This is a genomic window from Aliihoeflea aestuarii (genome assembly GCF_024105665.1).
Taxonomy (GTDB): domain Bacteria; phylum Pseudomonadota; class Alphaproteobacteria; order Rhizobiales; family Rhizobiaceae; genus Aliihoeflea; species Aliihoeflea aestuarii.
The window spans coordinates 597,771-621,769 of sequence record NZ_JAAAMK010000002.1; the positions used below are offsets into that span (position 1 = coordinate 597,771).

Annotated in this window: 22 protein-coding genes; 11 read left to right on the forward strand and 11 right to left on the reverse strand. The window is 61.0% G+C overall.

The annotated features are described in order from the left end of the window. From GTW25_RS07285 to GTW25_RS07310, 6 genes are all read right to left on the reverse strand, one after another. Positions 1-876 (reverse strand): ABC transporter permease, encoded by an 876-nt coding sequence (locus GTW25_RS07285; protein ID WP_252911292.1) that lies wholly within the window; start codon positions 874-876, stop codon positions 1-3. Next, positions 873-2,195, reverse strand: a complete 1,323-nt coding sequence (locus GTW25_RS07290; RefSeq protein ID WP_252911293.1) for a helix-turn-helix domain-containing protein — start codon at positions 2,193-2,195, stop codon at positions 873-875. The genes GTW25_RS07285 and GTW25_RS07290 overlap by 4 nt, the downstream gene beginning before the upstream one ends. Positions 2,196-2,242: 47 nt before the next feature. Then, entirely contained in the window at positions 2,243-3,799 is a 1,557-nt protein-coding gene (locus tag GTW25_RS07295; protein ID WP_252911295.1) for an ABC transporter substrate-binding protein, read from the reverse strand. 60 nt (positions 3,800-3,859) lie between these two features. After that, positions 3,860-5,488, reverse strand: coding sequence for an N-acyl-D-amino-acid deacylase family protein (locus tag GTW25_RS07300; RefSeq protein WP_252911297.1), 1,629 nt, complete (start codon positions 5,486-5,488; stop codon positions 3,860-3,862). A gap of 119 nt (positions 5,489-5,607) precedes the next feature. Continuing rightward, positions 5,608-6,540, reverse strand: coding sequence for a threonine ammonia-lyase (locus tag GTW25_RS07305; RefSeq protein WP_252911299.1), 933 nt, complete (start codon positions 6,538-6,540; stop codon positions 5,608-5,610). After that, positions 6,537-7,547: a succinylglutamate desuccinylase/aspartoacylase family protein gene (locus tag GTW25_RS07310; protein ID WP_252911301.1), complete on the reverse strand. Its 1,011-nt coding sequence runs from the start codon at positions 7,545-7,547 to the stop codon at positions 6,537-6,539. The genes GTW25_RS07305 and GTW25_RS07310 overlap by 4 nt, the downstream gene beginning before the upstream one ends. A gap of 123 nt (positions 7,548-7,670) precedes the next feature. Here GTW25_RS07310 and GTW25_RS07315 point away from each other — a divergent pair, with 123 nt between their 5' ends. The 8 genes from GTW25_RS07315 (at position 7,671) to GTW25_RS07350 (ending at position 14,505) form a co-directional block, all read left to right on the forward strand. Continuing rightward, positions 7,671-8,945 carry an alanine racemase gene (locus GTW25_RS07315; protein ID WP_290127922.1) on the forward strand — a complete coding sequence of 425 codons (1,275 nt, stop codon included), beginning with the start codon at positions 7,671-7,673 and terminating at the stop codon, positions 8,943-8,945. Between the two features lie 6 nt (positions 8,946-8,951). Beyond that, a complete protein-coding gene (locus GTW25_RS07320; RefSeq protein ID WP_252911304.1) occupies positions 8,952-9,620 on the forward strand; it encodes an amino acid ABC transporter permease in 669 nt (222 codons plus the stop codon). 14 nt (positions 9,621-9,634) lie between these two features. Further along, complete coding sequence (locus GTW25_RS07325; RefSeq protein ID WP_252911306.1) at positions 9,635-10,285, forward strand: amino acid ABC transporter permease; 651 nt, start codon at positions 9,635-9,637, stop codon at positions 10,283-10,285. Beyond that, positions 10,272-11,006: an amino acid ABC transporter ATP-binding protein gene (locus GTW25_RS07330; RefSeq protein WP_252911308.1), complete on the forward strand. Its 735-nt coding sequence runs from the start codon at positions 10,272-10,274 to the stop codon at positions 11,004-11,006. Before GTW25_RS07325 ends, GTW25_RS07330 begins: the two co-directional genes overlap by 14 nt. 28 nt (positions 11,007-11,034) lie before the next feature. Further along, complete coding sequence (locus tag GTW25_RS07335; protein WP_252911309.1) at positions 11,035-11,832, forward strand: transporter substrate-binding domain-containing protein; 798 nt, start codon at positions 11,035-11,037, stop codon at positions 11,830-11,832. Positions 11,833-11,992: 160 nt separating this feature from the next. Then, entirely contained in the window at positions 11,993-12,340 is a 348-nt protein-coding gene (locus tag GTW25_RS07340) for a RidA family protein (protein ID WP_252911310.1), read from the forward strand. A gap of 52 nt (positions 12,341-12,392) precedes the next feature. Continuing rightward, complete coding sequence (locus tag GTW25_RS07345; protein ID WP_252911311.1) at positions 12,393-13,397, forward strand: succinylglutamate desuccinylase/aspartoacylase family protein; 1,005 nt, start codon at positions 12,393-12,395, stop codon at positions 13,395-13,397. Positions 13,398-13,428: 31 nt separating this feature from the next. Continuing rightward, positions 13,429-14,505, forward strand: a complete 1,077-nt coding sequence (locus GTW25_RS07350) for a LacI family DNA-binding transcriptional regulator (RefSeq protein WP_252911312.1) — start codon at positions 13,429-13,431, stop codon at positions 14,503-14,505. A 206-nt stretch (positions 14,506-14,711) separates the two neighbouring features. On the opposite strand, the gene GTW25_RS07355 is transcribed toward GTW25_RS07350, so the two are convergent. The 4 genes from GTW25_RS07355 to GTW25_RS07370 all read right to left on the reverse strand — a co-directional run bounded on the left by GTW25_RS07355 (position 14,712) and on the right by GTW25_RS07370 (position 18,927). Then, positions 14,712-16,265, reverse strand: a complete 1,554-nt coding sequence (locus tag GTW25_RS07355; RefSeq protein ID WP_252911313.1) for an acetolactate synthase large subunit — start codon at positions 16,263-16,265, stop codon at positions 14,712-14,714. A 22-nt stretch (positions 16,266-16,287) separates the two neighbouring features. Next, positions 16,288-17,733, reverse strand: coding sequence for an NAD-dependent succinate-semialdehyde dehydrogenase (locus GTW25_RS07360; protein WP_252911314.1), 1,446 nt, complete (start codon positions 17,731-17,733; stop codon positions 16,288-16,290). Positions 17,734-17,946: 213 nt separating this feature from the next. Further along, positions 17,947-18,492 (reverse strand): cupin domain-containing protein, encoded by a 546-nt coding sequence (locus tag GTW25_RS07365; RefSeq protein WP_252911317.1) that lies wholly within the window; start codon positions 18,490-18,492, stop codon positions 17,947-17,949. Positions 18,493-18,552: 60 nt separating this feature from the next. Further along, on the reverse strand, positions 18,553-18,927 hold the full coding sequence (locus GTW25_RS07370) for a winged helix-turn-helix transcriptional regulator (protein WP_252911319.1): 375 nt from the start codon (positions 18,925-18,927) through the stop codon (positions 18,553-18,555). 108 nt (positions 18,928-19,035) lie between these two features. Between GTW25_RS07370 and GTW25_RS07375 the strand changes: the two genes are divergently transcribed. Then, positions 19,036-19,743 (forward strand): glutathione S-transferase family protein, encoded by a 708-nt coding sequence (locus GTW25_RS07375; RefSeq protein WP_252911321.1) that lies wholly within the window; start codon positions 19,036-19,038, stop codon positions 19,741-19,743. 581 nt (positions 19,744-20,324) lie between these two features. Here GTW25_RS07375 and GTW25_RS07380 read toward each other — a convergent pair. After that, a complete protein-coding gene (locus GTW25_RS07380) occupies positions 20,325-21,191 on the reverse strand; it encodes an AraC family transcriptional regulator (protein ID WP_252911323.1) in 867 nt (288 codons plus the stop codon). Positions 21,192-21,337: 146 nt separating this feature from the next. Here GTW25_RS07380 and GTW25_RS07385 point away from each other — a divergent pair, with 146 nt between their 5' ends. Both GTW25_RS07385 and GTW25_RS07390 read left to right on the forward strand, forming a co-directional pair. Further along, positions 21,338-22,750: an aldehyde dehydrogenase gene (locus GTW25_RS07385; protein ID WP_252911454.1), complete on the forward strand. Its 1,413-nt coding sequence runs from the start codon at positions 21,338-21,340 to the stop codon at positions 22,748-22,750. A gap of 50 nt (positions 22,751-22,800) precedes the next feature. After that, on the forward strand, positions 22,801-23,997 hold the full coding sequence (locus GTW25_RS07390; protein WP_252911325.1) for an amino acid ABC transporter substrate-binding protein: 1,197 nt from the start codon (positions 22,801-22,803) through the stop codon (positions 23,995-23,997). The last annotated feature ends 2 nt before the right edge of the window (positions 23,998-23,999 follow it).

Below are 23,999 nucleotides of genomic sequence, written 5' to 3' on the forward strand. Positions count from 1 at the left end.
TCATCGACCTTTCAATTTCGGATCGAGCGCATCGCGCAAACCGTCGCCGAACAAGTTCAGCCCGAGCACGGTGATCATGATGGCCAGGCCAGGAAACAGCGCCATCCACCACGCGAGCACGATGAAGGTGCGCGCTTCGGCGAGCATGTTCCCCCAACTCGGCTGCGTCGGCGGCACGCCGACTCCGAGGAACGACAGCGCCGCCTCACCAAGAACGGCGTAGGAAAAGATGAAGGTCGCCTGGATGATGATAGGCGACATCACGTTCGGCAGCACATGCCGGAAAAGCACGTAAAAGCGTGTCGCTCCCAGCGCGAAGCACGCCTCCACGTAGGAGAGTTCCCGCACCACCAGAACCGCGCTGCGGATGATCCGCGCGACGCGGGGCATGTAGACGATGCCGAGCGCGAGCACGACCGTCGTGCTGCTCGCACCCATGACGCCCGTCATGGCGATCGCGAGCACGAGGCCGGGAAACGACATCAGGCCGTCCATTATACGCGACAGGACCATGTCGACGCGATTGTAGAAGCCGGTGACGAGACCGATCAGGGTTCCGATACCCACAGCGAAGGCGACGATTGCGATGCCGATTGCCAACGAGGTGCGCGCGCCATGGATCACGCGCGACAGGACGTCTCGTCCGAACTCGTCGGTTCCCAGAAGATGCGCCGCACTGCCGGGTGGCTGCAGGCGATTGGCGATGTTCAACGCATTGGGATCGAACGGCGCAATCCAATGGGCCAGAACCGCGGTCAGCACCATGAGCGCGATCAGAAACGAGCCGGCAATGACGCTGCCGCGCGAAAAGAGCAGAACCAGAAAGGACGGTTCGCGAGATGTCGATACGGCAGGCTGTTCGGCTGCAATGCTCATTGGACGGCTCCGTCCCGTGACGACATGTCGATCCTGTAAAGGGTGGCGGGGCGTCCCTGACCGACGGCTACGCTTTCGCCGACCGAGCGCGCGAACCCGGCCTCGGCCAGACGTGCGAGCACCCGGCGGGCCGTACGCGACGTGGTGTCGAGTATCCTGGCAAGCTCGATGGCGCTGTAATTCGCGTTGCGATCGGTCTCCAGCGCTTCCAGGATTCGCGCCAGATTGGCCGAGGTGATGCCGATTCTGTCGGCCAGGCGCGTGATTTCCACATCCGCGACCCGGATGATGCGGCTGCTCGATCCCGCTCCGAGCGGTCCGATCAGGCGATCATTGTCGAAGACGACGAACACGCTGTCATTTTGGTCGAGTTCCGCCCGATAAAGGGCCTTGCGCGCGCCTTCCTCGGCAATGGCCGCGCTCGGTCCCGTGCCGATTCCCATCTGGAAACTGTAATTGCCCAGTTGCGGTGACGACTGGAAATAGGGCGCCGTGGTGAAATCCTGCGTCTGTGTCTTCAACGCGCCGTAAGTCGAGTAAAACAAATGCAGCCCGTTGCCGATATCCACGAGATGGACACCGAGGCGGTCGGCGGATTCCAGAAGCTGGCTTTCCATTTCCAGCGCCATGCGCCGTGTTTCGGCGATCGACGCGTTGACGCTGGGGATGCCAACCCGCAGCAGGCCGACCGCGATCTGCGACCCCCGGTAGCGGGCCTGGATGTAGCGCGACACCAGAAGATCGAGCGCCTTCAGGATCGTGTGCTTGGTCCAGAACATGAAATGGCAGGGGATGCCCGCTTCGTCCAGTTTCGCTTTCACCACGGAACGGCAGGTGAGCGCATGGGTGGTGCGGCCAGAACGATAATTCTCGATATGAAAGCTTGCGAAATCGTCATGGATTCCGCCCTCGACGAGCGGCATCGTGCGGATGCCGCTCGGGTCGATCCCGATCTCGCCGCAGACATCGCGCACCGTGGCGGTCGATATCGTATCGACGCTGATGGTCGACAGATCGGTATTGCGACTTGCAAGATCGAAAAACGCCTTGAGAAGGGAGACCTCGTCATAGACGACGAAATCGGCGGGCACGGACAAAGCTCCCCTCTCTTCGAGAGAAATATAATAGGGCACCGGCCCGGAGAACAGAATCGCATCGACGATGGGTTCGAGTTCGGCGGCATAGCCACTCGCCTCTTCCTGATGCGCATAGCAGCGCACCTCGAATTGCAGGCGAGGATCGGCATCGGCCAAAGCGGCGTCGAGCCTGTCCCGAAAATCGGCATTGCAAACGATGCCGATCCTGATTTCGTTCGTCATATCCGTCTCCTGCCGGATCGCCCCATTTTCGCGGGAAGCAACCAGCGTCACTCTTTCCAGACGTTCCAGTAGAACGGGAAGGGCGTGGCTTCGAAATTCTGCACCTGGGTGCTCTTGACGCCCAGGATGAAGAAATCGCCGAATTTGGCCATAGGCGCGGCCTCCCAGAAATGAGTTTGCAACTCTTCCCACACGCCAAGACGGGCTTCCGGGTCCATCTGCGTGTTCAGGCGCTGCACCAGATCATCCTTGACGGAGTCTTCCCAAAAACCAGGCCACGCGCTGTCAAAGCAGGGCCACACGCCGGGATCGGGTGTGAAGGTCGTCGCGCCGCTGAAGATGTGATAGGCCTCAGGATCGTTGCGCTGCTGCACGATCGTCGCCCAATCCACGACCTCCAATTCGATGTTGAAACCGACGGCGCGCAACTGATCGACCGCCACGAGCGCATTGCGATACATGAAATCGTATTCGCGCGTCGTCAGCCATTTCAGCGGCTCGCCGTCATAGCCGGCTTCTTCAAGAAGGGCGCGAGCGCGTTCGACGTCATTGGCGCCGTACATGCCGCCATCGGCATCGGTCCACCAGTTCGCCTGCTCCTGAAAGAGGATGCCGGGGTCGAGGCGATAGAAGTCCTGCGACGCGAAGGCCGCGCCCATGATCTCCTCATTGTTCACGCCGAGTACGAAGGCCTGCCGCACGCGCTGATCATCGAAGGGAGCGCGGCTCTTATTGAAAACCGCCATAGTCCACCAGTAGGGCTTAGTGATCGTGGCTTCGACATTGGGATAAAGATCGATCATCGGCGCCATGTCCTGGCTGACCTGATCGGTGATGTCGAAGAGACCGGTCTGGACACCTTCGAGACGGACTGACACTTCCGGCGTCGGGACGAACGTCAGTTGTTCGAAATGCGCCGTGCGCGCTCCCCCCATTCCGTCCGCCTCGCCTTCAAGAGCGGCATAATCTTCAAACCGCATCAGGCGGATATGCTGGTCGGGAACATGCTCGTCGAACCTGAATGGTCCGGTTCCGACATAGCTTCGGATTTCGCCTTCGCCATATTCCTCGATGACGCTGGCGGGATAGATCGCCGCCTGTTGATTGGGAAAGGCCAGCATCATGGGAACGATCGGCGAAGCTTCGGCAAGCTCGATCTCGATCGTCAGATCACCGGTCTTTCGAAGCTCGACGACATTGTCGAACATCAGGCGACCGTAGTTCGACTTGTCGCTCCAGCGTTCGAGAGAGGCGATGACATCGTCCGCGTCAAGGACCGTTCCGTCGTGAAAAGGCACGTCGGCTCGGATGTCGATTACATAGGTATTTCGGTTCTCGTCGAACTCATAGCTCTCGGCAAGCATCGGAACGGCATCGTAATTCGCGTCGAGCGTGAACAACCCTTCGTAGATGTGCCAGCCGATCGACTGCGTGATGAAGGCCGTGGATTGATGGGCATCGAGCGTCGGCGGCTCGCCCGTGATCGCAACGTTGAGCGTTCCTCCCGAAGCCTCCTGCGTCCAAGCCGCCTGCGGGACGGCCCAAACCGTCGCCGCAAGACCGATCACCGCCGAAAACCGGCCAATCGTCGTCGTGATGTCCATTTCCTTCTCCCTTTTTTGCTCGTCGTGTTCCCGTTGATGGATGCGCCGGGCTCTTGCGGATCAGTGGCTCGAATGCAGACCGCCATTGCAGCAAACGCAGCCGAAGCGCTGGAGACGTCCGGGCCGCTCGGCGGAAATGCTGCCCGCGCTCGCAACAAGCCTGCCGTTGACGTGGACGCTGTCGAGCCCGACCGGAAATCGGCGCGGGTCCTCGAAAGTCGCCTTGTCCTCGATATCGTTTTCATCGAAGACGATGAGGTCGGCGTGAGCCCCCTCCGCGATCAGGCCGCGCCCAGACAATCCGAAACGACGCGCTGAGATCGCCGTCATCTTGCGGACGGCGTGCTCGACGGACATGATGTTTTCCTGGCGCACGTAGCGCGCGATCATGCGCGGAAACGTTCCATAGTGACGCGGATGGACGCGGCCGGTTTCGAGAGGAATGCCATCGGAGCCGACCATCGCGAAGTCCGAACGCAGCACCGACTTCACGTCCTCGTCGGACATCTGATGAAGAATCATCGTGATCTGCGCCTGCTCCTCCACGAGAAGATCGAGCATGCAGTCGACTGGATTCTGACCACGGGAACTTGCGATCGCGGCCATGTTCATGCCTTCCAAGGAGCGATTGGCCTCGCCGGCAACGCCCGAGATGACAACCCTGTCCCAGCCGAGCATCAGGGCGAAATTGTCCCAGCCGGGAACGCTCGTCTCCATGTCGCGCTTGATGCGCGTCCGCGCATCCTTGTTCGCCAGCCTCGCCATCACGTCGGCGCCGCTGCCCGACGACACCCAGGGCGGCAGCACGGACATCAGCGTGCTGGAGCCGGCCGTATAGGTGTAGATATCGCAAGTCACATCGAGCCCGGCCTGCCGACGCTGATCGATCATTTCCAGCGCCCGGCCGATCGTGCCCCAGTTTTTCAGGCCGACGACCTTCAAATGGCTGATGTGAAGCGGCGAGCCCGCCGCCTCGGCGATCTCCATGACTTCGGTTAGCGAGACCAGTAGGCTGTCGCCTTCGGTGCGGATATGGCAGTTGAGAATGCCGCCGTGACGCGCCGATGCCGCGGCGAGCGCGACAAGCTCGGAGCGGTCGGCATAGCATCCCGGCGCGTAAAGAAGGCCGAGCGACAGCCCGATCGCGCCGGCCCGCATGGCCTCCGAAACCATCGCGCTCATGCGCTCGATCTCCGCCGGCTTCGCATGACGGTTTTCAAACCCCATGACCGCTATGCGAACTGCACCATGGGCGACCTGTGAAACTGAATTTATCGTCGACGGCGTCTCGTCGAGCGTGTTCAGATAGTCACCGAAGCTCGACCAGGAGGCCCTTTCCGGCAATTTGCCGAGGACCGGGCTGGCATATCGCGCAAGGTCACTTTCTCGGCCCGCGCCCAGCGGGGCCGCTCCAAAACCGCAATTTCCAAGCACGACGGACGTGACGCCCTGCAAAAGCTTGGGCGCGTGCGTTTGATCGCGCAGGACCGCAATGTCGTCATGGGTATGAACGTCAATGAACCCTGGCGCCAGAATCTGGCCATCGAGGTCGACCACTTCGACCGCATCTCCGGCGACCGCGCGGCCGACAGCGACGATCCTGCCGTCGCGTATCGCAACCTCGCCGAACATCCAAGGGCTGCCTGTCCCATCGATGATCTTCGCATTGACGAACTTCAAATCAAACACTGTGGCTGCTCTCAATATGTCACTAAATGTCCATTAATAAATATCCTCTTATCGTGTTCAAGTCAATTGGTCGCCAGCGCCCTTACCGTGCGCACGATCTCTGATGCTGAAAATGCGCCTTAAGCTGGTAGCCCGGCGCCGCAAACCGGAGCTACGACCGTCTGCCCCTTCTCCACCGACACTTTCCCGGTGGACAGGGCGGCGATAGCCGCTGCGCCGCTCAGATCCGCGGCCAGTCCGCATTCAAACCAGAGCCAATTCGCAGCAGCCTGCATATCGGCGTCACTGACCAGAACGACCTCGTCGATCACAGTCCGCGACAGCTCGAACAAGGCGTCGTCCGTGCGCTTGCACGCCATCGTCGGAACGGTCGTCGTGATCTGCGGCAGCGAAACCACTTCGCCGGCCGCCAGTGAAGCGTAGAGCGTCGGGGACCCGACAGGCTCGACGCCGATGACCCTGACGGACGGCTTCACCGCTTTTAATGCCACGCCGGCGCCGGTTATGAATCCACCGCCGCCGACAGCGATGACAACCACATTCACGTCCGGCAAATCCTCGAGGATTTCGAGGCCGACGGTTCCCTGCCCGGCGACGATGAGCGGATCGGCGAAGGAATGGAAATAGGTTGCGCCCTTCTTCTCGGCAAAGGCACGCGCGCCCGCATTGGCTTCATCGTAGCTGGCGCCGCCAACGATAGCCGTTGCACCCCAATCCCGGATTTTAGCGATCTTGTCGGCCGCGACATTGTCCGGCAGGAACAAGGTGGCCTGAATACCTGCAACATGAGCGCTGCGCGCTACCGCCAGCCCGTGGTTACCGCCGGAGGCTGCGACAAGGCCTCGGCTTAGTTCCTTCGCCGACAAGGATAGAAGCTTGTTGGTCGCGCCCCGCGCCTTGAAGGAACCGGAAGGCTGAAGGCATTCCAGCTTGAGGTGAAGATCGCCATCGGTCACCGGACGGCGCAGCCCCGTCGCGGCCAGAAGAGGCGTCCGCCTTACGAAGGGACGAATGCGCTTATGCGCGGATCGGATATCATTCAAATCGATCATGCGAGATCTCCCTGAAACGGTGAAGCAACGACGATGCAGCAATTGCCGGGCTTGACGCGTCCCGGTTGTCGCCGTGCATAGACAATCCCGTCCTGACGATAGATCAATTCGGCAGGCAGACGCATGGGATCGTCAAGGAAGTGGACACGGCCCGCAGGCTGACCGGCCGAAATTTCCGTCCCGTTCGCATGAAATGGCTCGAAAACGCCATCACCGCTCGCCAGCACGTAGCTCTGCGAACCGGCGACTTCGAAGAGAGTACGATCCTCGCGCACAGCGCTCTTGTTTTCGACAAGTCCGAGATGAGCAAGGACATTGTGAATGCCGCGCCGGCAGATGGCCAGCGCCTCCAGCCCGACCGTACCGCCGCCGCCCATTTCGGTGCCGACCGTCGTGAGCCCGGCACGCACTGCGCTTGCCGTCGACGTGCGCGTCTCGCCGAGATTGGAAACCACGACGGTCAGCGGGGCATCGAAAGCAAGAACGGCTTCGACGTTTCGCTTCTGGTGAGCCGGATCAAGGGCCGGCTCGACGATCGCGCTTGGTAGAATATCGAGCGACGAGCCACCCGAATGCAGGTCGAGGAAGGCATCACCATGCGGATAAACGACATCGTTCATGAAGGCCGATATCTGCTGGGAAATCGTGCCCTCGGGATTTCCAGGATAGGTGCGATTGAGGTTCAACCCATCGACGGGAGAAGTACGCGTACCTGCCATGACGGCAGGAATGTTGAGCGCGGGAAGAACGATCAGGCACCCCTGGATGGCGCCGGGGTCGATGTCACGGATAAGTTCCCCAAGCGCGATCGGCCCCTCATATTCGTCACCGTGATTGCCCCCCGATAGAATAAGCGTCGGCCCTGTTCCGTTCTTTACGACGGCGATCGGCAAGACCGTCGCTCCCCACGCATCGCTGTGAGGAGAATGGGGGATATTGACGGACCCGACCTGCTTGCCGTCCTTTCCGAAATCGACGGTCATATAGGCCGTGCTGCGCCTGGTCATACTGAGTTATCTCCTTCTTCAGCGCATGGACAATTTTGGACATTGCCAATGCTGCAGATAATGATAACGTTGTCATATGCGCCATCCTGCTGGCCCGCAAGGGCGATACAGAGGCTTGAGAAAATGATTTTGGGTGAAGACTTGCTGATCGATGGACGAATACGAGGCATTCCGGTCGACCTGACATGTGAAGACGCCACCGATATAATCGGCCTGCGCCCAAGCGCCGGGGAGACGGCATTTCCGGTACTCACAGTCTCACGCAGCGCGTTCGTGGCGAACGCGCGCGCCATGTTCGCATACGCCCGGGCGGCAGACGTCGATCTCGCCCCTCACGCGAAGACACCCATGGCCCCGGAACTATGCGCTGATCTCGTTGAATCGGGAGCTTGGGGCTTGACCGTTGCCGATGCGCGGCAGGCCAGAGTACTTCTGGAAAGCGGCTTTCGGCGCATCGTCGTCGCGAACCAGATCGGCGGATTGCGCAGTGCAGAGCGTTTCGGGCGCATGTTGGGACATTATCGGAACGCGGAAATTCTCGTCTTCGTCGACAGTATCACGGCGCTCGAATCGGTTGCCGCCGCAGGGCGTGAAGCTGAACTCGAAGTCGGCGTGTTGATCGAGGTAGGCGGCGCACGAAGCGGGGCGCGCGATATCGACACGGTCCGCGAAATCGCAGCGCGCGCAGCCGCCACGCCAATGATCGAGCTTGCCGGCGTGTCCGCCTATGAAGGAGCCTCGGCTCTTGCCGACCCGCAAGCCACTCGCGAGGCGATCGGCCGGCTTCACGAACTGGCGAGGCAGGCATTCGACCTAGTCCGCCAGATGCGCCCCGCCGGCCGTCTCATCCTGTCATCGGGCGGCTCGTCATTTTTCGATCTAGTAGTGGATGATCTTGCCGGTCTCGTGCGTGCCGACAGCAATGCACGCCTTCTGTTGCGCAGCGGCGCGATTTATTTCCACGATCACGGCGTCTACAAGCGCGGCTTGGCCGCGATGGACCATCGCGGCGGTTTCGAGCCTGCGGGCCTGGGCCGTGCCGTCGACGCATTCACACCCGCGCTTCGACTATGGGCCGAAATTCTGTCGCGGCCGGAGCCGGGATTGGCGATCTGCGGCATGGGCATGCGCGACGTCTCGTTCGACCAGGACCTCCCCTGCCCGCTTTCGCTATGGCGCGACGGCGCATCGACCGACGTGTCCAGCACGGCGCGGGTTCGAAAGCTCAACGATCAGCATGCCTTCATCGACATCGGCGAAGCGGCCGATTGGCAGGTCGGCGACATCATCGAATTCGGCATATCGCATCCCTGCACCAGTATCGACCGTTGGCGATCGATCTTCGAACTTGACGACAATGGCGCGGTGCGGCGCATCCTTCCAACATTTTTCGGCTAGATCGACATGGGAAATCTGAATTTTCGGCCGCTATGGCGCTACGAGGATGCTTTCATCGAAGGTATCCTGAACACGCTGTGGCTGACCGTCATAGCGGCCGGTATCGGGCTGATCATCGCGATCGCATGTGCCGCGATCCTGCGTAGCGGGCCCAAACTGCTTCGCTATCCCGTCCTCGGCTACATCGAGTTGATCCGCAACACGCCACCGATCATTCAGATCTTCATCGTCTTCTTCGTGTTTCCCGGTTTTGGCATCAGGCTGCCGCCATTTACGGCAGCTTCCATAGCTTTGGCACTCTATTTCGGCGCATATGCTGCGGAAATCATACGCTCCGGCCTCGATTCAATTCCCCGCTCGCAGGTCGAAGCGGGTCATTGTCTCGGCATCAGCGGCTTTCAGGTGTTCATGCATGTCGTCCTGCCGCCGGCCTTGCGCAACATCTATCCCTCGATCACGAGCCAGTTCGTGCTTCTTCTTCTGGGCACGTCGATCGCCTCGCAGATTTCTGCGGAAGAACTCTTTCACACCGCAGGTGTGGTCGAGAGCAGGACGTTCCGCAGTTTTGAAATCTACGCCCTGATCGCCGGAATCTATGTCTGTCTGGTCATGGCTTTCCGTGTGTTTTTCGCCGCGCTCGGCCGTCTGGCCTTCCGCTGGCCGACACGGCGCTGAAGGAGGTCACATCCATGCGCTCCTTGTCAACGATCGATCTCATCGCCTTCGCGACCGGCCTGCAATATACGCTTCTGCTGGTTTTGATGGCTCTGGCCTTCGGCGCGCCGTTCGGCCTTTTCCTGGCGCTGTTGCGAACGGCGAATATGGCTGTGCTGCGTTGGGCCTCGGCACTCTTCCTTCAGGTCGTGCAAGCCGTTCCACTGCTTGCGCTTCTCATGTTCTTCTATTTCGGGCTTCCGGTCTTTCTGGGCATCCAGATACCCGCTCTGGCCGCCGTCACCGTCGCGTTCACCATCTACACGGCCGTCTTTCTCGGCGAGATCTGGCGAGGCGGCATCGAGGCGGTGAAGCAAACGCAATGGGAGGCCGCCGCCTCGCTCGGCATCAGCCGCTGGCAGCAATTCCGCTACGTCATTGCCCCCCAAGCCTTCAAGATCGCCCTGCCGGCGACGGTCGGCTTCCTCGTTCAGCTCATCAAGGGAACGTCGCTCGCCGCTGTCGTCGGCTTCATCGAACTGACGCGAGCCGGGCAGCTAGCCAGTGCAGCCACCTTCCAGCCCCTTCTCGTCTATTCCGTCGTCGCAGCGATCTATTTCGCGATCTGCTTCCCCTTGACCCTTTGGTCGCGCAATCTGGAGACCCGTCTCAATGGCTCTCGTTGAAATCAACAACGTCCACAAATCCTTCGGCGCCGTGGAGGTGCTGAAGGACGTCTCCTTATCCGTCGAAGAGGGCGAGATCGTTACCATTATCGGCCGGTCTGGCTCCGGAAAATCGACGCTGCTGCGTTGCATCAATGCGCTCGAACCGATCAATTCGGGAAGGATCACGATCGAGGGCCAGCAAGTCGCCGCGGGCATGCGCAATCTGAAGGAACTGCGTCAGCGTGTCGGAATCGTCTTTCAGGCGTTCAACCTGTTTCCGCATCTGAAGGTCGAGCGCAATATCACGCTGGCTCCAACGCTGACCGGGCGCGTTTCGAAGCGTGAGGCGCGGGCGCTCGCCCTCGAATGCCTGACCAAGGTCGGGCTGGCCGAAAAAATAGACGCCTTCCCGGAACAGCTTTCCGGTGGACAGCAACAGCGTGTCGCGATCGCGCGGTGCCTGGCCATGCGCCCGCATCTGATGCTTTTCGACGAGGTCACGTCCGCACTCGATCCCGAACTCGTCGGCGAAGTGCTGAAAGTCATGGAAGACATGGCCCGGCAGGGCATGACCATGATCCTCGTCACGCACGAGATGAACTTCGCCCGCAATGTCGCGAGCAAGATCGTCTTCATGCATCAGGGCCGCGTCTGGGAAGAAGGCCCACCTTCGAAGCTTTTCACGAATCCGCAAACCCCGGAACTCAAGGCCTTTATCGGCTCGACCCGGCACAATTAAACCCAACTAAAACAAGGAGTGAGGATTGATGTACGCTTTCAAATCGATGGTCGTGGCAGCCGCTTTCGGCATGGCCGCGTCGCTCATGCAGCCGGGTCCGGCACACGCCGACAAGCTGCAGGACATTCTCAATTCCGGAACGGTTCGCATAGGCGTGTTGCTCGACGTCCCGCCATGGGGGTTTACCGATGAGGAAGGCCGTCCGTCGGGTCTCGATGTCGAAGTCGCCGCTCTCATGGCAGAAGAACTCGGCGTTGACCTTGAGCTTGTCCAGCTTACCGGCACCAACCGGATTCCCAGCCTTCTGGCGAACCAGGTCGATGTGATCATATCCGCCATTGGCGCAACCTCCGAACGGGCGCAGCAGGTCATGTTCTCGCAGCCTTATGCGGCCGTCCAGCTGGGTGTCTACGGTCCGGCAAGCATCGAATCCACCGAGGACGTCTCCGATCTAGACGGTCGTCAGATCGCGGTTGCGCGCGGGACCACACTGGACCTTTGGCTGACTGACAACGCGCAGGGCGCCAACCTGGTCCGTTTCGAGGACGTGCCGTCGACGCTCGCCGCCTATCTCGCTGGCCAGGCCGAAATGTTCGCCGAAAACAGCGCCATTGTCGTCAATGCCCAGAACGATCATCCCGGCGCGGAAATGGAACTGAAATTCACCATTCGCCAATCTCCCGCGCATGTGGGGATGCCGATGGGCGAACATAATCTGCTGCAATGGGTCAATACGTTCGTTTTCGCCAATAAGCTGAACGGGCGCCTGCCGGAATTGCAGGAGAAATGGTTCCGCGAGGAACAAGGCGTGTTGCCGGCGCTGTGACGTCTATCGAGTGAAGCGATGGAGTTCTCATCGCTTCCGACTCGAAAAAACAAACGGGAGTGCCTTTGCTTCAACGACATGCGAAGGCACTTTCGCACGGGAAATCGAAGCGAAAACACATCACATTGTTCCGCTTCCGCAAAATTCAGAAAGACAGAACATGAGTATCAAGCGTTATCAGGTCGGCTCGCGCATGAGCCAAGGCGTCGTTGCAAATGGCGTTTTGCACATCGCCGGACAGGTTCCAAATGACCGCAAGGCATCAATCGAGAACCAGACGAAGGACGTCCTGGCGAAAATCGACGCATTGCTTTCGGAGGCCGGGACCGACAAGTCCAAGCTCGTTGCCGTCAACGTGTTCTTGCCCAATATCGTCGATTTCGACGCGATGAATTCCGTCTACGACGCCTGGATCGATCCTGCCAATCCGCCTGCCCGCGCCTGCGTGGAAGCGCGCCTTGCCGATCCGGATCTGCGCGTCGAAATGACGGCGATGGCTCTCGTCTGAAAATACCCAATTCCGGGCGGCTGATGACGTCGCCCGTTCAAGGAATTCGCATTTGCACACCGGTCTCTTCCATTCGATCGATTTCAATGCCGAGGGCCGTCAGGACGGCTTCCTCAGCATTCCGTTCTCGATCGATCGATCGCCCTATTTTCAGGTAAAAATCCCGATCGTCCGCATCAAGAACGGCAAGGGACCGCGCCTGCTTCTGATGGCCGGAAACCATGGCGACGAATATGAGGGCAACATAGCGCTGTCCCGCCTGTGCCGACGCCTCGATGCCGCCAGCATTCGCGGCGAGATCACGATCCTGCCTTTCGCGAATGCACCCGCCGTATTTGCCGCGAAGCGACGTTCTCCGCTCGACGGAGGAAATCTCAATCGTCTGTTTCCCGGCGATCCTGCCGGCAAGCCAAGCGCGCGGCTGGCGCATTTCCTCGAACACGAGCTTTTGCCACGCCACGACGTGTTCATGGATTTGCATTCGGGCGGAACCAGCATGGCGCACATGCCGATCGCGCTCATGGAGCGGCAGGGAAACACCGAGCATTTCACCCGAATGCTCGACCTGATGCATGCGCTTGGACTGCCGTTCGGGTTTATTGCAGAAAACGGGCCGGACGCGCCAACCTCGCTCGGCGCCGCCGGGCGCGCTGGCGTGATCGGCCTGAGTGGGGAATTCGGCGGCGGCGGAACCGTCACGCCCCTTAGCATGCGCTCAACCATGGCAGCACTCGACAACCTGCTGCATGCACTCGGCATCGTAAGCTCACCTGTACTTCTCGACCGCTTCGAGGTCGCCGAGATGCGCCTGCTGGCACTTACCAGTCACGATCAGGCCATCTATGCGACGCGACCGGGCTGGTACGAGCCTGCGCGTGACGTTGGTGAAGAGGTTCGCGCTGGCGACGTCGCGGGCTGGTATCATGATTTTACACGCCTGGATGCCGCGGAAGATGTCCTGCATTTCAGTTGCGACGGCGTCGTCCTGTCGCAACGTCTTCACACCATGTGCGAGGCTGGCGATTGCCTTGTCCAGGTCGCCGTACCATACAGTTGAATTGCATATCAGTTGAGGGAGAGAGCCCCGAATGACGATTGGTTCTCCACCTTTCGCAGCAACGCTTGATCCGGTTTTGCGGGTCGGCACACGGATCGAGCAAACCGGCGCATCGTCGAAAAAGCGTGTGCGCATCGAGGAAGTCGCCCGGCTCGCGGGCGTTTCGCCAATCACCGTGTCCCGCGCCCTTCACAGTCCCCACATGGTCTCGGAAGCACGCCGGCTTCGCATCGACGAGGCCGTCACGCAAACCGGCTATGCTTCGAATCCGCATGCGCGGGCTCTGAAAAGCGGTCGATCGAATATCGTCGCAGCATTCCTGTCGACGCTTGCCAGCCAGCAATACACACAGGCAGCCGATGGTTGTGCGCGAGTGCTGGAAGATGCCGGATATCACATGGTGATGGGGCGTACCTTCTATTCCTATGCGCGCGAAACGCCGCTCATCCACGCCATCATGGATATGCGCCCGGCCGCCGCGTTCATCACCGGCGTCATGGAACTGGAGGAAAACCGCAGCTTCCTGCGCAATCTGAAGATCCCCATCGTGGAGAGCTGGGCCAACGCCTCGGATCCGATCGACATGCTCGCCGGTTTTTCCAACGTCGACGGGGTCACGCTGGTCATCGATCATCTGGCTGCTCGGGGCTATCGAAGGCTCGGCTTTCTTGGCCGTAACAGTGGTCGCGGACAAATCCGCCAGAATGCATTCGAGCAACTGGCCGCACAGCGTGGTCTCGAGATCGCCGGCACCCTCAGCGTTCCGAATGTGGCCGGAATCGCAGACGGGCGCAGGGCATTTCGCCGGTTGATCGAGAGCGCATCGGGAATCGAGGCCGTTTTCTGCGCCAACGATCTTCTGGGAATCGGCGCCATGCTCGAAGCGAGGACGATGGGCCTCACGATGCCCGGCGACATCGCGATCGTCGGTTTCGGCGACAGCGACGTCGCCTCCGAGGTTCCTCCCGGCATGACGACCGTTTCCGTTGACGCCTACGCCCTCGGCGCGGCGGCCGGCGAGATGATCCTGACGCGCTTGAGCGGTGATCTGCCCGATGCCCCCAGCCGGATATTCCCGGTCACGCTCATCCAACGCGGATCATCCTGAGTGTGATTCGGGCGCACTGCCCTGACGATCCAAAACAGAACGAAAAGACCTCCAAAGAGACAGCCGCCAGATAGAGGTGGTCCCGCCTGGTGAGACAGTTTGGCGGCTGGCTAAGGTGGATCGAGTTTGGAGCTTACGCCGCCTGTTGTCGAAAGCTCACGGTCAATGAGCATGGGTCCTGCGATCCGGAGCGGGCATTTCCAAATCTAGTCCATGACCGCTTCGATGAGGAAAGGTCCCTTGCGGCTGAAGCCGACATCCAGCAGTTTCGTAAACTCCTCGACCGTTGTCGCTCGCCCCGCTTCGACACCCATGCCGTTCGCCATCTTGCACCAGTCGAGATCGGGCTTATCGAGGTCGAGCATGCGCCGGGCGTTGACGCCGAAATCGTTGACGCCGACATTGCGCATCTCGCCCTGAAGGATCGCATAGGCACGGTTCGAATAGACGACGGTCAGAACGTCGAGGTTCTCGCGTGCCTGGGTCCACAATCCCTGTATCGTATACATGCCGCTGCCGTCGGCCTGCATGGCGACGATCTTGCGGTCGGGACAGGCGATGCCGGCACCGACTGCAAGGGGAATGCCTTCGCCGATCGAGCCGCCAGTCAGCGGGATATGATCGTGCGGGTGAAGGCCGGGCGAAAGTGCGGCGAGCTTGCCACCCGATGTGATGGATTCCTCGCAGATGATCGCGTTCTCGGGCAGGCGACGCGCGACCGCCAGCGCGATCGATTCGGCATTCAATGACCCGGTCGGCTCGGAAATCCCGGTCTGCGTAAAAGGGTTTGCAACGAAGGCGGCATTGGACGCGACGCCTAACTCATCTGCAAGCGCAGCAAGACTTGCCGCCAGGTCGTGCTCGTGACCGGCCATCTCGATCACCTCGCAGGCCGGATCCAGGATCGTGCTCGGCTTGCCCGGATAGGCAAAAAACGCGACGGGTTGCTTGCCGCCCAGGCAGATCGCAACCTCGAACTCCTTGAGCGTCGCGACGGCGATGTCGACATTGTAGGGAACGGGACGTGCCGCAACCCGGCCCGCGCCGCGCTGGGTGCGATCCGACGTTTGCGAGAAGAGCGCCGCGCCGGTCGCTGCCGAAATCCGCCCTGCGGTCTCCAGCGCATCTGCCCGCAATGCCTTGCCGGCAAGGATGAGTACGGCACGCTTGCCGCTCTTCAGCGTCTTTGCAGCGGCAAGAACCACATCCGCATCGGCGACGGGACGACGAGGGATGGCAACCGGCGACGGGACCTCATGCACGATCTCGCCCCAGGCGGCATCGGCCGGCAGGATCATGGTCGACACGCCGCGATTCATGAGCGAAGCGACATAGCCTTCCTCGGTGACGCGGCGAACCTCCTCGGCGGCATTTGCTCGCCCAACCCAGTGAGACATCGGCCGCGCGAGGCTTTCGATATCGCTTGTCAAAGGCGCATCATGCGCGACGTGATAGGTCGCGTGATCGCCCACGACGTTGAGGACAGGCGTGCGGGCGCGTCGTGCATTGTGCAGATTGGCCAGACCGTTGGCGAGGCCGGGGCCGGTGTGCAGAAGCGTCACGGCGGGCTTGTCGGCCATGCGCGCATAGCCGTCAGCCGCGCCGGTGACGACGCCCTCGAAAAGGCCAAGTACGCACCGCATCTGCGGCTTGCGATCGAGCGCGGCAACGAAATGCATCTCCGAAGTACCCGGATTGGCGAAACAGACGTCGACGCCGTTGACCAGCAGTGTATCGCACAGAATATCGGCGCCGTTCATAGACGCTCTCCTTTTCCTATCGTCAGGCTGCGGTCTGGGTAACGAATTTGGTGACCAGATACGCGTCGATGGCTTCCGATCCGCCCTCGGTGCCGTGGCCCGAATCCTTGATCCCTCCGAACGGCACTTCCGGCAGCGCAAGGCCGATATGGTTAATCGTCGTCATGCCCGCTTCGATTTCGGTGCCGAGACGGTTGGCCGTATCTGTCGAGCCGGTGAAGGCGTAGCTGGCAAGGCCGAATGGCAGACGGTTCGCCTCCTCGATCACCTCGTCCACGGTACCGAAGGCGCGGAAGGCGGCGACCGGACCAAAGGGCTCCTCGTTCATGATGCGCGCATCCAGCGGCACGTCGGCCAACACGGTCGGCTCGAAGAAATTGCCCTTGTTGCCGATGCGCCGTCCGCCGGTCTTCAGTTTCGCGCCACGCTCGACGGCGTCGGTGATCAGCGGCTCCAGCGAAGGAATGCGGCGCTCGTTGGCAAGCGGCCCCATTTGGACGCCATCCTCGAAGCCGTGGCCGACCTTGATGGCTTTGGCCGCATCGGTGAACCGCTCAACGACGTTGTTATAAACGCCTTCCTGAACGAGAAAACGGGTCGGCGAGATGCAGACCTGACCGGCATTTCGGAACTTGGACGCGGCCAGAAGCTTGACCGCCTTGTCGACATCGGCGTCATCGAAGATGATCGCGGGCGCGTGGCCACCCAGTTCCATCGTGGCCAGCTTCATGTGCTCGCCGGCGAGCGCCGCGAGCTTCTTGCCGATGGGAGTGGAGCCGGTGAAGGAAATCTTGCGGATCACCGGATGCGGGATCAGATATTCGGAGATTTCCGACGGCACGCCGTAGACGAGGTTGACGACGCCGGCTGGCACGCCGGCATCGGCGAAGGCGCGAATCAATTCCGCAGGCGAGGCCGGCGTTTCCTCCGGCGCCTTGACGATGATTGAACAGCCCGCGCCGAGCGCTGCGGAGAGCTTGCGCACGACCTGGTTGATCGGGAAGTTCCATGGGGTGAATGCAGCGACCGGTCCGACCGGCAGCTTGATCGCCATTTGCGTGACGCCGACGGTGCGGGCCGGAATGATCTGGCCGTAAGTGCGGCGCGCTTCCTCGGCGAACCAGTCGATCACATCGGCGGCGGCCATCACCTCGCCCTTGGCCTCAGTCACCGGCTTGCCCTGCTCGCGCGTCATCATCGGTGCGATGCGGGGTGCCCGCTCCCGCAGAAGTTCCGCTGCCTTGCGCATGATCTTCGAGCGTTCGAAAGGCGACGTCGCGCTCCAGACCTTGAAGCCGGCGGCAACCGCATCGAGCGCCGCGTCGAGATCGCCGCGATTTGCGTGCGCAACCTTGCCGATCACCTCGTCCGTTGCCGGATCGACGATTTCGATCCATCCGCCGCCACCTGCGCGCCATTCGCCGTTGATGAAAAGCTGAGTGTCAGGATAAGCGGTAATGTCGGACATTGATCTTTTCCCTGCTGAATAATGAGTGATCGGCTTTGCCAATCAGAACGAAGACGTCGCGCACCATGCACGGCCTCGACGCAATGGCGACCGTCAGCCGCTTGAGGCACAACGAGCGGCCTCGACCGCTCATCGAATGGGCCTTGAGGAAGCCTTAAGACCGCTTAGCATCGCTCAAAATCCTGAGCAACAATCGTTCAAATTTTTGAGCAATCAAAGATAGGGCGGCGTGCAGGCCGAGATCACCACGGTCCGGCCTTCCGCCAGATTGCGGAAGCGGTGCGGCGTACGGCTGTCGAACAGGTAGGACTCCCCGACCTGCAATATGCGCACATTGTCGGCGACCGTGACTTCCAGTTCACCCTCGACGACATATCCTCCCTCGCTCGATGGGTGCTGAAGCAGGGTCTCGCCGGTATCGGCGCCGGGCTCATAGACCTCGTGCAAAATCTGCAGATTGTGGACGCGCGCGTCTCCGATCTGACGGAAAGACATCCCACCTTGCCCTTCCCCTATAGCATGCGCCGCCAGCTTTGACGTGAGATCGATCAGTTCGTCGCGACCGAAAAACGGCCCTGTCGGCATGCTGCGCTCAGGCTCGAAAAAGTCCGCCATGCTGACGCCGAGGCCGCTCAGCACCTTTCGCAAAGTCGCGACCGAGGGACTGATCTTGTTCTTCTCGATATTCGATATTTGCGCGTGCGGAACATTCGCCAAATCCGCCAACTGGCGCTGAGAAAATCCGGCGGCAAGTCGCATCGTTTTCAGTGTGGGCAAACGGATGAAATGGCGACATTAAGTCGGATACTCAGTTTGAAATTAAACGAGACCGGCCGACTGTGCATCTGGAATGTCCGAGCTATACGCGCCCTGCTCTCCAACGCTGCCTTGGGCGCTGTCCCACCAATCTCCTAACGCATCGATGAGCGGCACCAGCCTTTCGCCCGCCGGGGTCAGATCGTACTCGACACGAAGCGGATAGCCGCCGAATTCGGTCCGGCGAATGATTCCAGCGTCTTCCAGTTTGCGCAGTTCGAGCGTCAGCATCTTGTGGGAGATCGTCGGATTGTCCCGGCGAAGATCGCTGAACCGCTTCGTGCCTTCCTGCAGATAATAGATCAGCAATGTCGGCCAGCGACCGCTGAGAACCTGCATGACCTCTTCGATCGGGCAGCGGGAAACAAGGTCTTTCATCGGCAACTCATGGTAACAAAAAGGTGCGTAATTTACTTGGGCAAGCCACCCGCTAAGGTCCGGCTTCGCTGCGCAGCGTGATCAGAAGAAATCACGGAGAACAAGAACATGGAACCCATACTCCTATACGGCTTCCCATCGGGAAGCTCCATGGGGCTCGTCGCCGCTCTGGAATGGATGGGCAGGCCCTATAGGCTCTGCCGCGTCGATATGTTCGGCGAGATGCGCGATCCATCCTACAAGCGGATCAACCCGCGCGTCGAGACGCCCGCATTGATCACCGACCGGGGTGACGTGCTCACCGAAACCATGGCGATTGCCGCATGGCTGGAGGCCCGGGACACGGAACGACGGATCAGCTTCGATCCGCTCTCGCCCGAGGCCGACCGGATGCACCAGTTGATGGCGTTCACCAATACCGGATTCACCGGCGCGTTCGGCCCCCTTTGGGCTGCGATGGAAATGCAGCCACCCAACCCGGCACTGCAATCGGCATTGAAACAATGGGGCAGCGAAGGCGTCATCGAACGCCACGACCGGCTTGAAGAGATGATCGCAAACACGCGATTTCTGATCGCCGATCATCCGACATTGGCCGACGGCATTTTGATCGGGGTCGCCCGCTGGCTCGATTTCCATCAAGTAGCCGACAAGGCCCGCTGGCCAAAGCTTGCCGCCCTTAGAGATCGCATCGAAACCGACCCGGCCGTCGTTTATGCGACATCGCTTGAGAACGGTGAGATGTCGCCCGGCAATGGTGCGTGTCAAGGTCATGTCGAGTTGACGGAACTGATCGACCGGTTCGGTTCAAAATAGCTCCTGCGGCGCGCGGCCTGATCATTGATTGCGGTCGCGCGCAACCCGTTTCATTCCGAGCCAACCGAAGTGCCGGTGCGAGCAGCAATTTTCAGGATCACTCAAATCGTTTTCAAACGGCAGGAATGGGGTCGAAAGCCGCCAATCCAGCTTAGCTTTCACCCGCCATGCACCAACGAAACTCGTGACCGTGATGGAAATCGGCTAATGGTTTGTGGGCATGGCTGTGATCGATGCTCACCCGGTAGGAAAAGCCATCGTAGTTTTTTGTGCTCTGGCGAATATTCGGGGCTGGGAACTGCGACCGTCTCAAATTGAGATCTGCCCCTCCCCCGTATCGTCGGCACTTTGAGAGTTTCAAATAGCGAACTATCTCAGCCTCTTCCTCGCCGCAGTCTGACTGCACAAAGCTCTTCAGCGCTACCCAGGCCACGGATGGCGGTGCCGATACCTGAGTGTCTGGCATTGGGGAGGCTCTGCGGAACCCGCCGCTCTGCACTCGGCACTCCCCTGGAAGGAATGGAAATTGACATCCAGCCTTGCGCTATTTCTTTCTGATTCCTGACCCGAGTGAGCCCCTGCTATGGCCATTCGGCGAAGCTTGGCGCGGGCGGTTCCCGATGGTTGCGCCGTGCTTCCAGCACTGCCTTGCGGTGAATGCCGGGGCGTGTGCCGGTGACGCTCTTGAAGAAGTTTGAGAAATGCGCCGGATCGGTAAAGCCGAGGGAGCCGGCCAGTTGCTGAATCGTCAGCGACGACCGTTCCAGCCGCATCACCGCTTCGCCTGCCAGACGTTCCGAAATCAGCGCCTTTGGCGATTTACCCACGCCTTGCGTGCAGATCGCATGCAGGCGATCGGTCGTCACGCCGAGCGCATCGGCATAGCGTGTCACGGGCCAGTGGTTGCGGAAATTCATTTCGACGAGCTGACGAAAGCGTTGCAGCAGGCCGAGCTGCGCACCCGCGCCGGTATGCTCCAGTTCACCGCCCGATATGCGTAGCACCGAAACGAGAATGATGCGTAGGAGCGCCGAAAGGATCAGGTCCGAACCCGGCTGTGGTTCGCGCCGCTCGCGAACGATGCCCGTCAGACAACGTTCGACGACGCCGGCCGCTTCGCCGTAGCCGGACAGGGACAGCGCGAAATCGCGATCGATCAGATGGCGAAGGGCCGCCGATTCCGGGCCGTCACCCACCGCATCGACGAGCAACGGATCGCCGACCCGCGCGCGAAAGCCGGTCGCGCCCGCTTCCATCCGCAATCGACTGCCATCGGCCTGGCCGATCCAGACCAGCGCAGGCGCGGACAGCGAAAATCGCTGTCCTGCCGCCTCGACCTCCCCGCTGCCGTCCGTCAGAAGAAAAAACTGCCGGCTGCGCTCACCGCTTGCCGGACCATATGTCCATCGGCGCGCATTCAGACCGCATTCGACCGGTTCGACGTCCATTTCCACCCTCATAACGCGCCAGATTTTTACAATAGAACGCCAGATTTCTTCATATCAAGTGCGCGTCTTTTGCGATTTCCTGTATCCGGCATGGTGCAAAGAGGCTGGGGAGAGCCCGCACCGAGGGAGGAAACGTGACGCAGGCAATGCGCCGGAACGCGCAGGACGGCCCTTTTCTGGAGCGGAAAAGCCCGGTTTCGGGGCTTGTCGTGACCCGCGTGCATGCGGCACAGGTCGCCGATGCGCGCCATGCCGCCAACCGCGCCGCCGCCGCCTTCCCGAAATGGTCGCAGACCAGCCCGTCGGGCCGCCGCGAAATCCTCAACCGCGCCGCGCAGATACTGCTCGACCGCCGCGAAGAATTTATCAAGAAAATCAACGAAGAAACTGGTGGAACACGCGCCTGGGGCGAATTGAACTGCAAGCTCGGCGTGTCGATCCTGCGCGAGGCGGCGGCCCTGACGACGCAGCTTTCCGGCGAAATCATTCCCGCCGACCGGCCTGGCTCCCTGTCGCTCGCCATGCGCCAGCCATGCGGCGTCGTCCTGTCGCTGGCGCCATGGAACGCGCCGGTCGTCCTGTCGGTAAGGTCGCTCGCCACACCGCTCGCCTGCGGCAACACGGTGGTTTTCAAGGCTTCGGAGCTGTGTCCGGGAACGCATCAGCTTGTCGGCGACGTATTTGCCGAAGCCGGCCTTCCCGACGGTGCGGTCGCCATCGTCCACAATGAGGAACACCACGCCTCCGAGATCATCGAGGCGCTGATCGCCCATCCGGCGGTGCGCCGCGTCAATTTCACAGGGTCGACGCGGTCGGGGCGGATGGTCGCCGAGATGGCCGCGCGGCATCTGAAAAAGCCGCTTCTGGAACTCGGCGGAAAGGCGCCGCTGATCGTTCTTGCCGACGCCGATCTCGACGAGGCGGTGCGGGCGGCCGCGTTCGGAGCGTTCTTCAATCAGGGCCAGCTTTGCATGTCGACCGAGCGGCTTCTGGTCGACGCCGCCGTCGCCGATCTGTTCCTGGACAAGCTGACTGCCGAGTTGCAGCGCGTGGGTTTCGGCGATCCGGCGAACACGATCGGACCGATGATCAGCGAGCAGGCGGCGATGCGCGTCAAGGCTCTGGTGGACGACGCGGTTTCCAAAGGCGCGCGGCTCGTCGCGGGCGGCACACAGCAATCGATCTGGATGGACGCGACGATCCTCGACGGCGTGCGGCCCGACATGCGCATCTATTACGAGGAAAGCTTCGGCCCGGTCGCTTCGCTGATCCGGTTTGCGGATGTCGAGGAAGCGATCTCGATCGCCAACGACACGGAATACGGGCTGACGGCTGCTGTTTTCAGCAGCGATGTGACGCGGGCGCTGTCGATCGCGCAACGGCTGGAGACCGGCATCTGCCACATCAATTCGGCGACGATCCATGACGAGCCGCAAATGCCGTTCGGGGGCGTCAAGTCGTCCGGCTATGGGCGCTTCGGCGGGCGCGCGGGCATCGATGAATTCACGGAGCTGCGCTGGATCACGATCCAGAACGGCAAGCCGGACTATCCGATCTGAAACACTGGCGCGGGGAGCGCCAGACTGAACCGTAACCGGGAGGAAGCAACATGATCAGACGTACATTCATGGCATTGGCGACGAGCGTCGCCGTTCTGGGACTTGGCGGCGCGGCATTCGCGCAGGAGACGATCAAGATCGGCGCGAGCGCGCCAAAAACCGGACCGCTCGCGGCCGGCGCGACCGTCAGCCACTGGCCGAACGTGCAGCTTTGGGTTCACGAGGTGAACGAACGCGGCGGGCTTCAGGTCGGCGACCAGCAGATGAAGATCGAACTGGTCGAATATGACGACCGCACCTCGGCCGAAACGGCGGTCCAGAACATCCAGCGCCTTGCGACGGTCGATAATGTCGACTTCATTGTGACGCCCTATTCGACCGGCCTCAACGTCGCGACCGCGCCGATCATCGCGCGCTATGGCTATCCGCACATTACCACGAGCGCGATCACCGACGGCGTCGAGGAATTCGCCGAACGCTGGCCGAACTCCTTCTGGATGCTCGGCACCTCGCGCGAACTTGCCATCGGCGCGGCGGAGGCGTTGAAGAAACTGCGCGATGCCGGAGAAATCGGCGACAAGGTCGCATTGGTCCATGTCGCCGACGCCTTCGGACTGGAACTTGCCGGTGCCGGCAAGCCGGCGCTGGAGGAAGCCGGTTTCGAGATCGTCTACGAGGCGTCTTATCCGCTCGGCACGCAGGATGTCGCACCTATCATCAGCCAGGCAAAGGCCGCCGCGCCGGACGCCTTCGTCGGCTTCTCCTATCCGGGCGACACCTTCGCGCTGACCGAGCAGGCGCAAATCCAGGATCTCGACGTCGGCGCATTTTACGTTGGCGTCGGAACCTCGTTCCCGGCCTATGCAGGCCGCTTCGGTGCAACCGCCAACGGCATCCTCGGCGCGGGCGGAACCAATCCCGACGATCCGAAAATCCAGGAATACCGCGCCAAGCACAAGGAAGTGACGGGCGCGGATGCCGACTACTGGGCAAGCGCCGTGACCTATTCGGGCTTGCAGGTTCTGGAACAGGCCATCGAGGCCGCAGGCAGCAAGGACCGCGAGGCGGTCGTCGAGGCGATCAGGACCGGCACGTTCGACACGGTAATGGGCGAGGTTAAGTTCGAGAACAACGTCAACCGCAATCTGTGGACCGTCGGCCAGTGGAAGGACGGCACCTTCCACGGCGTCGCCGCCAACGGCATCGATGGTTCGATCGAGCCGGTCGCCAAGGGCGGCTGGCAGTAACA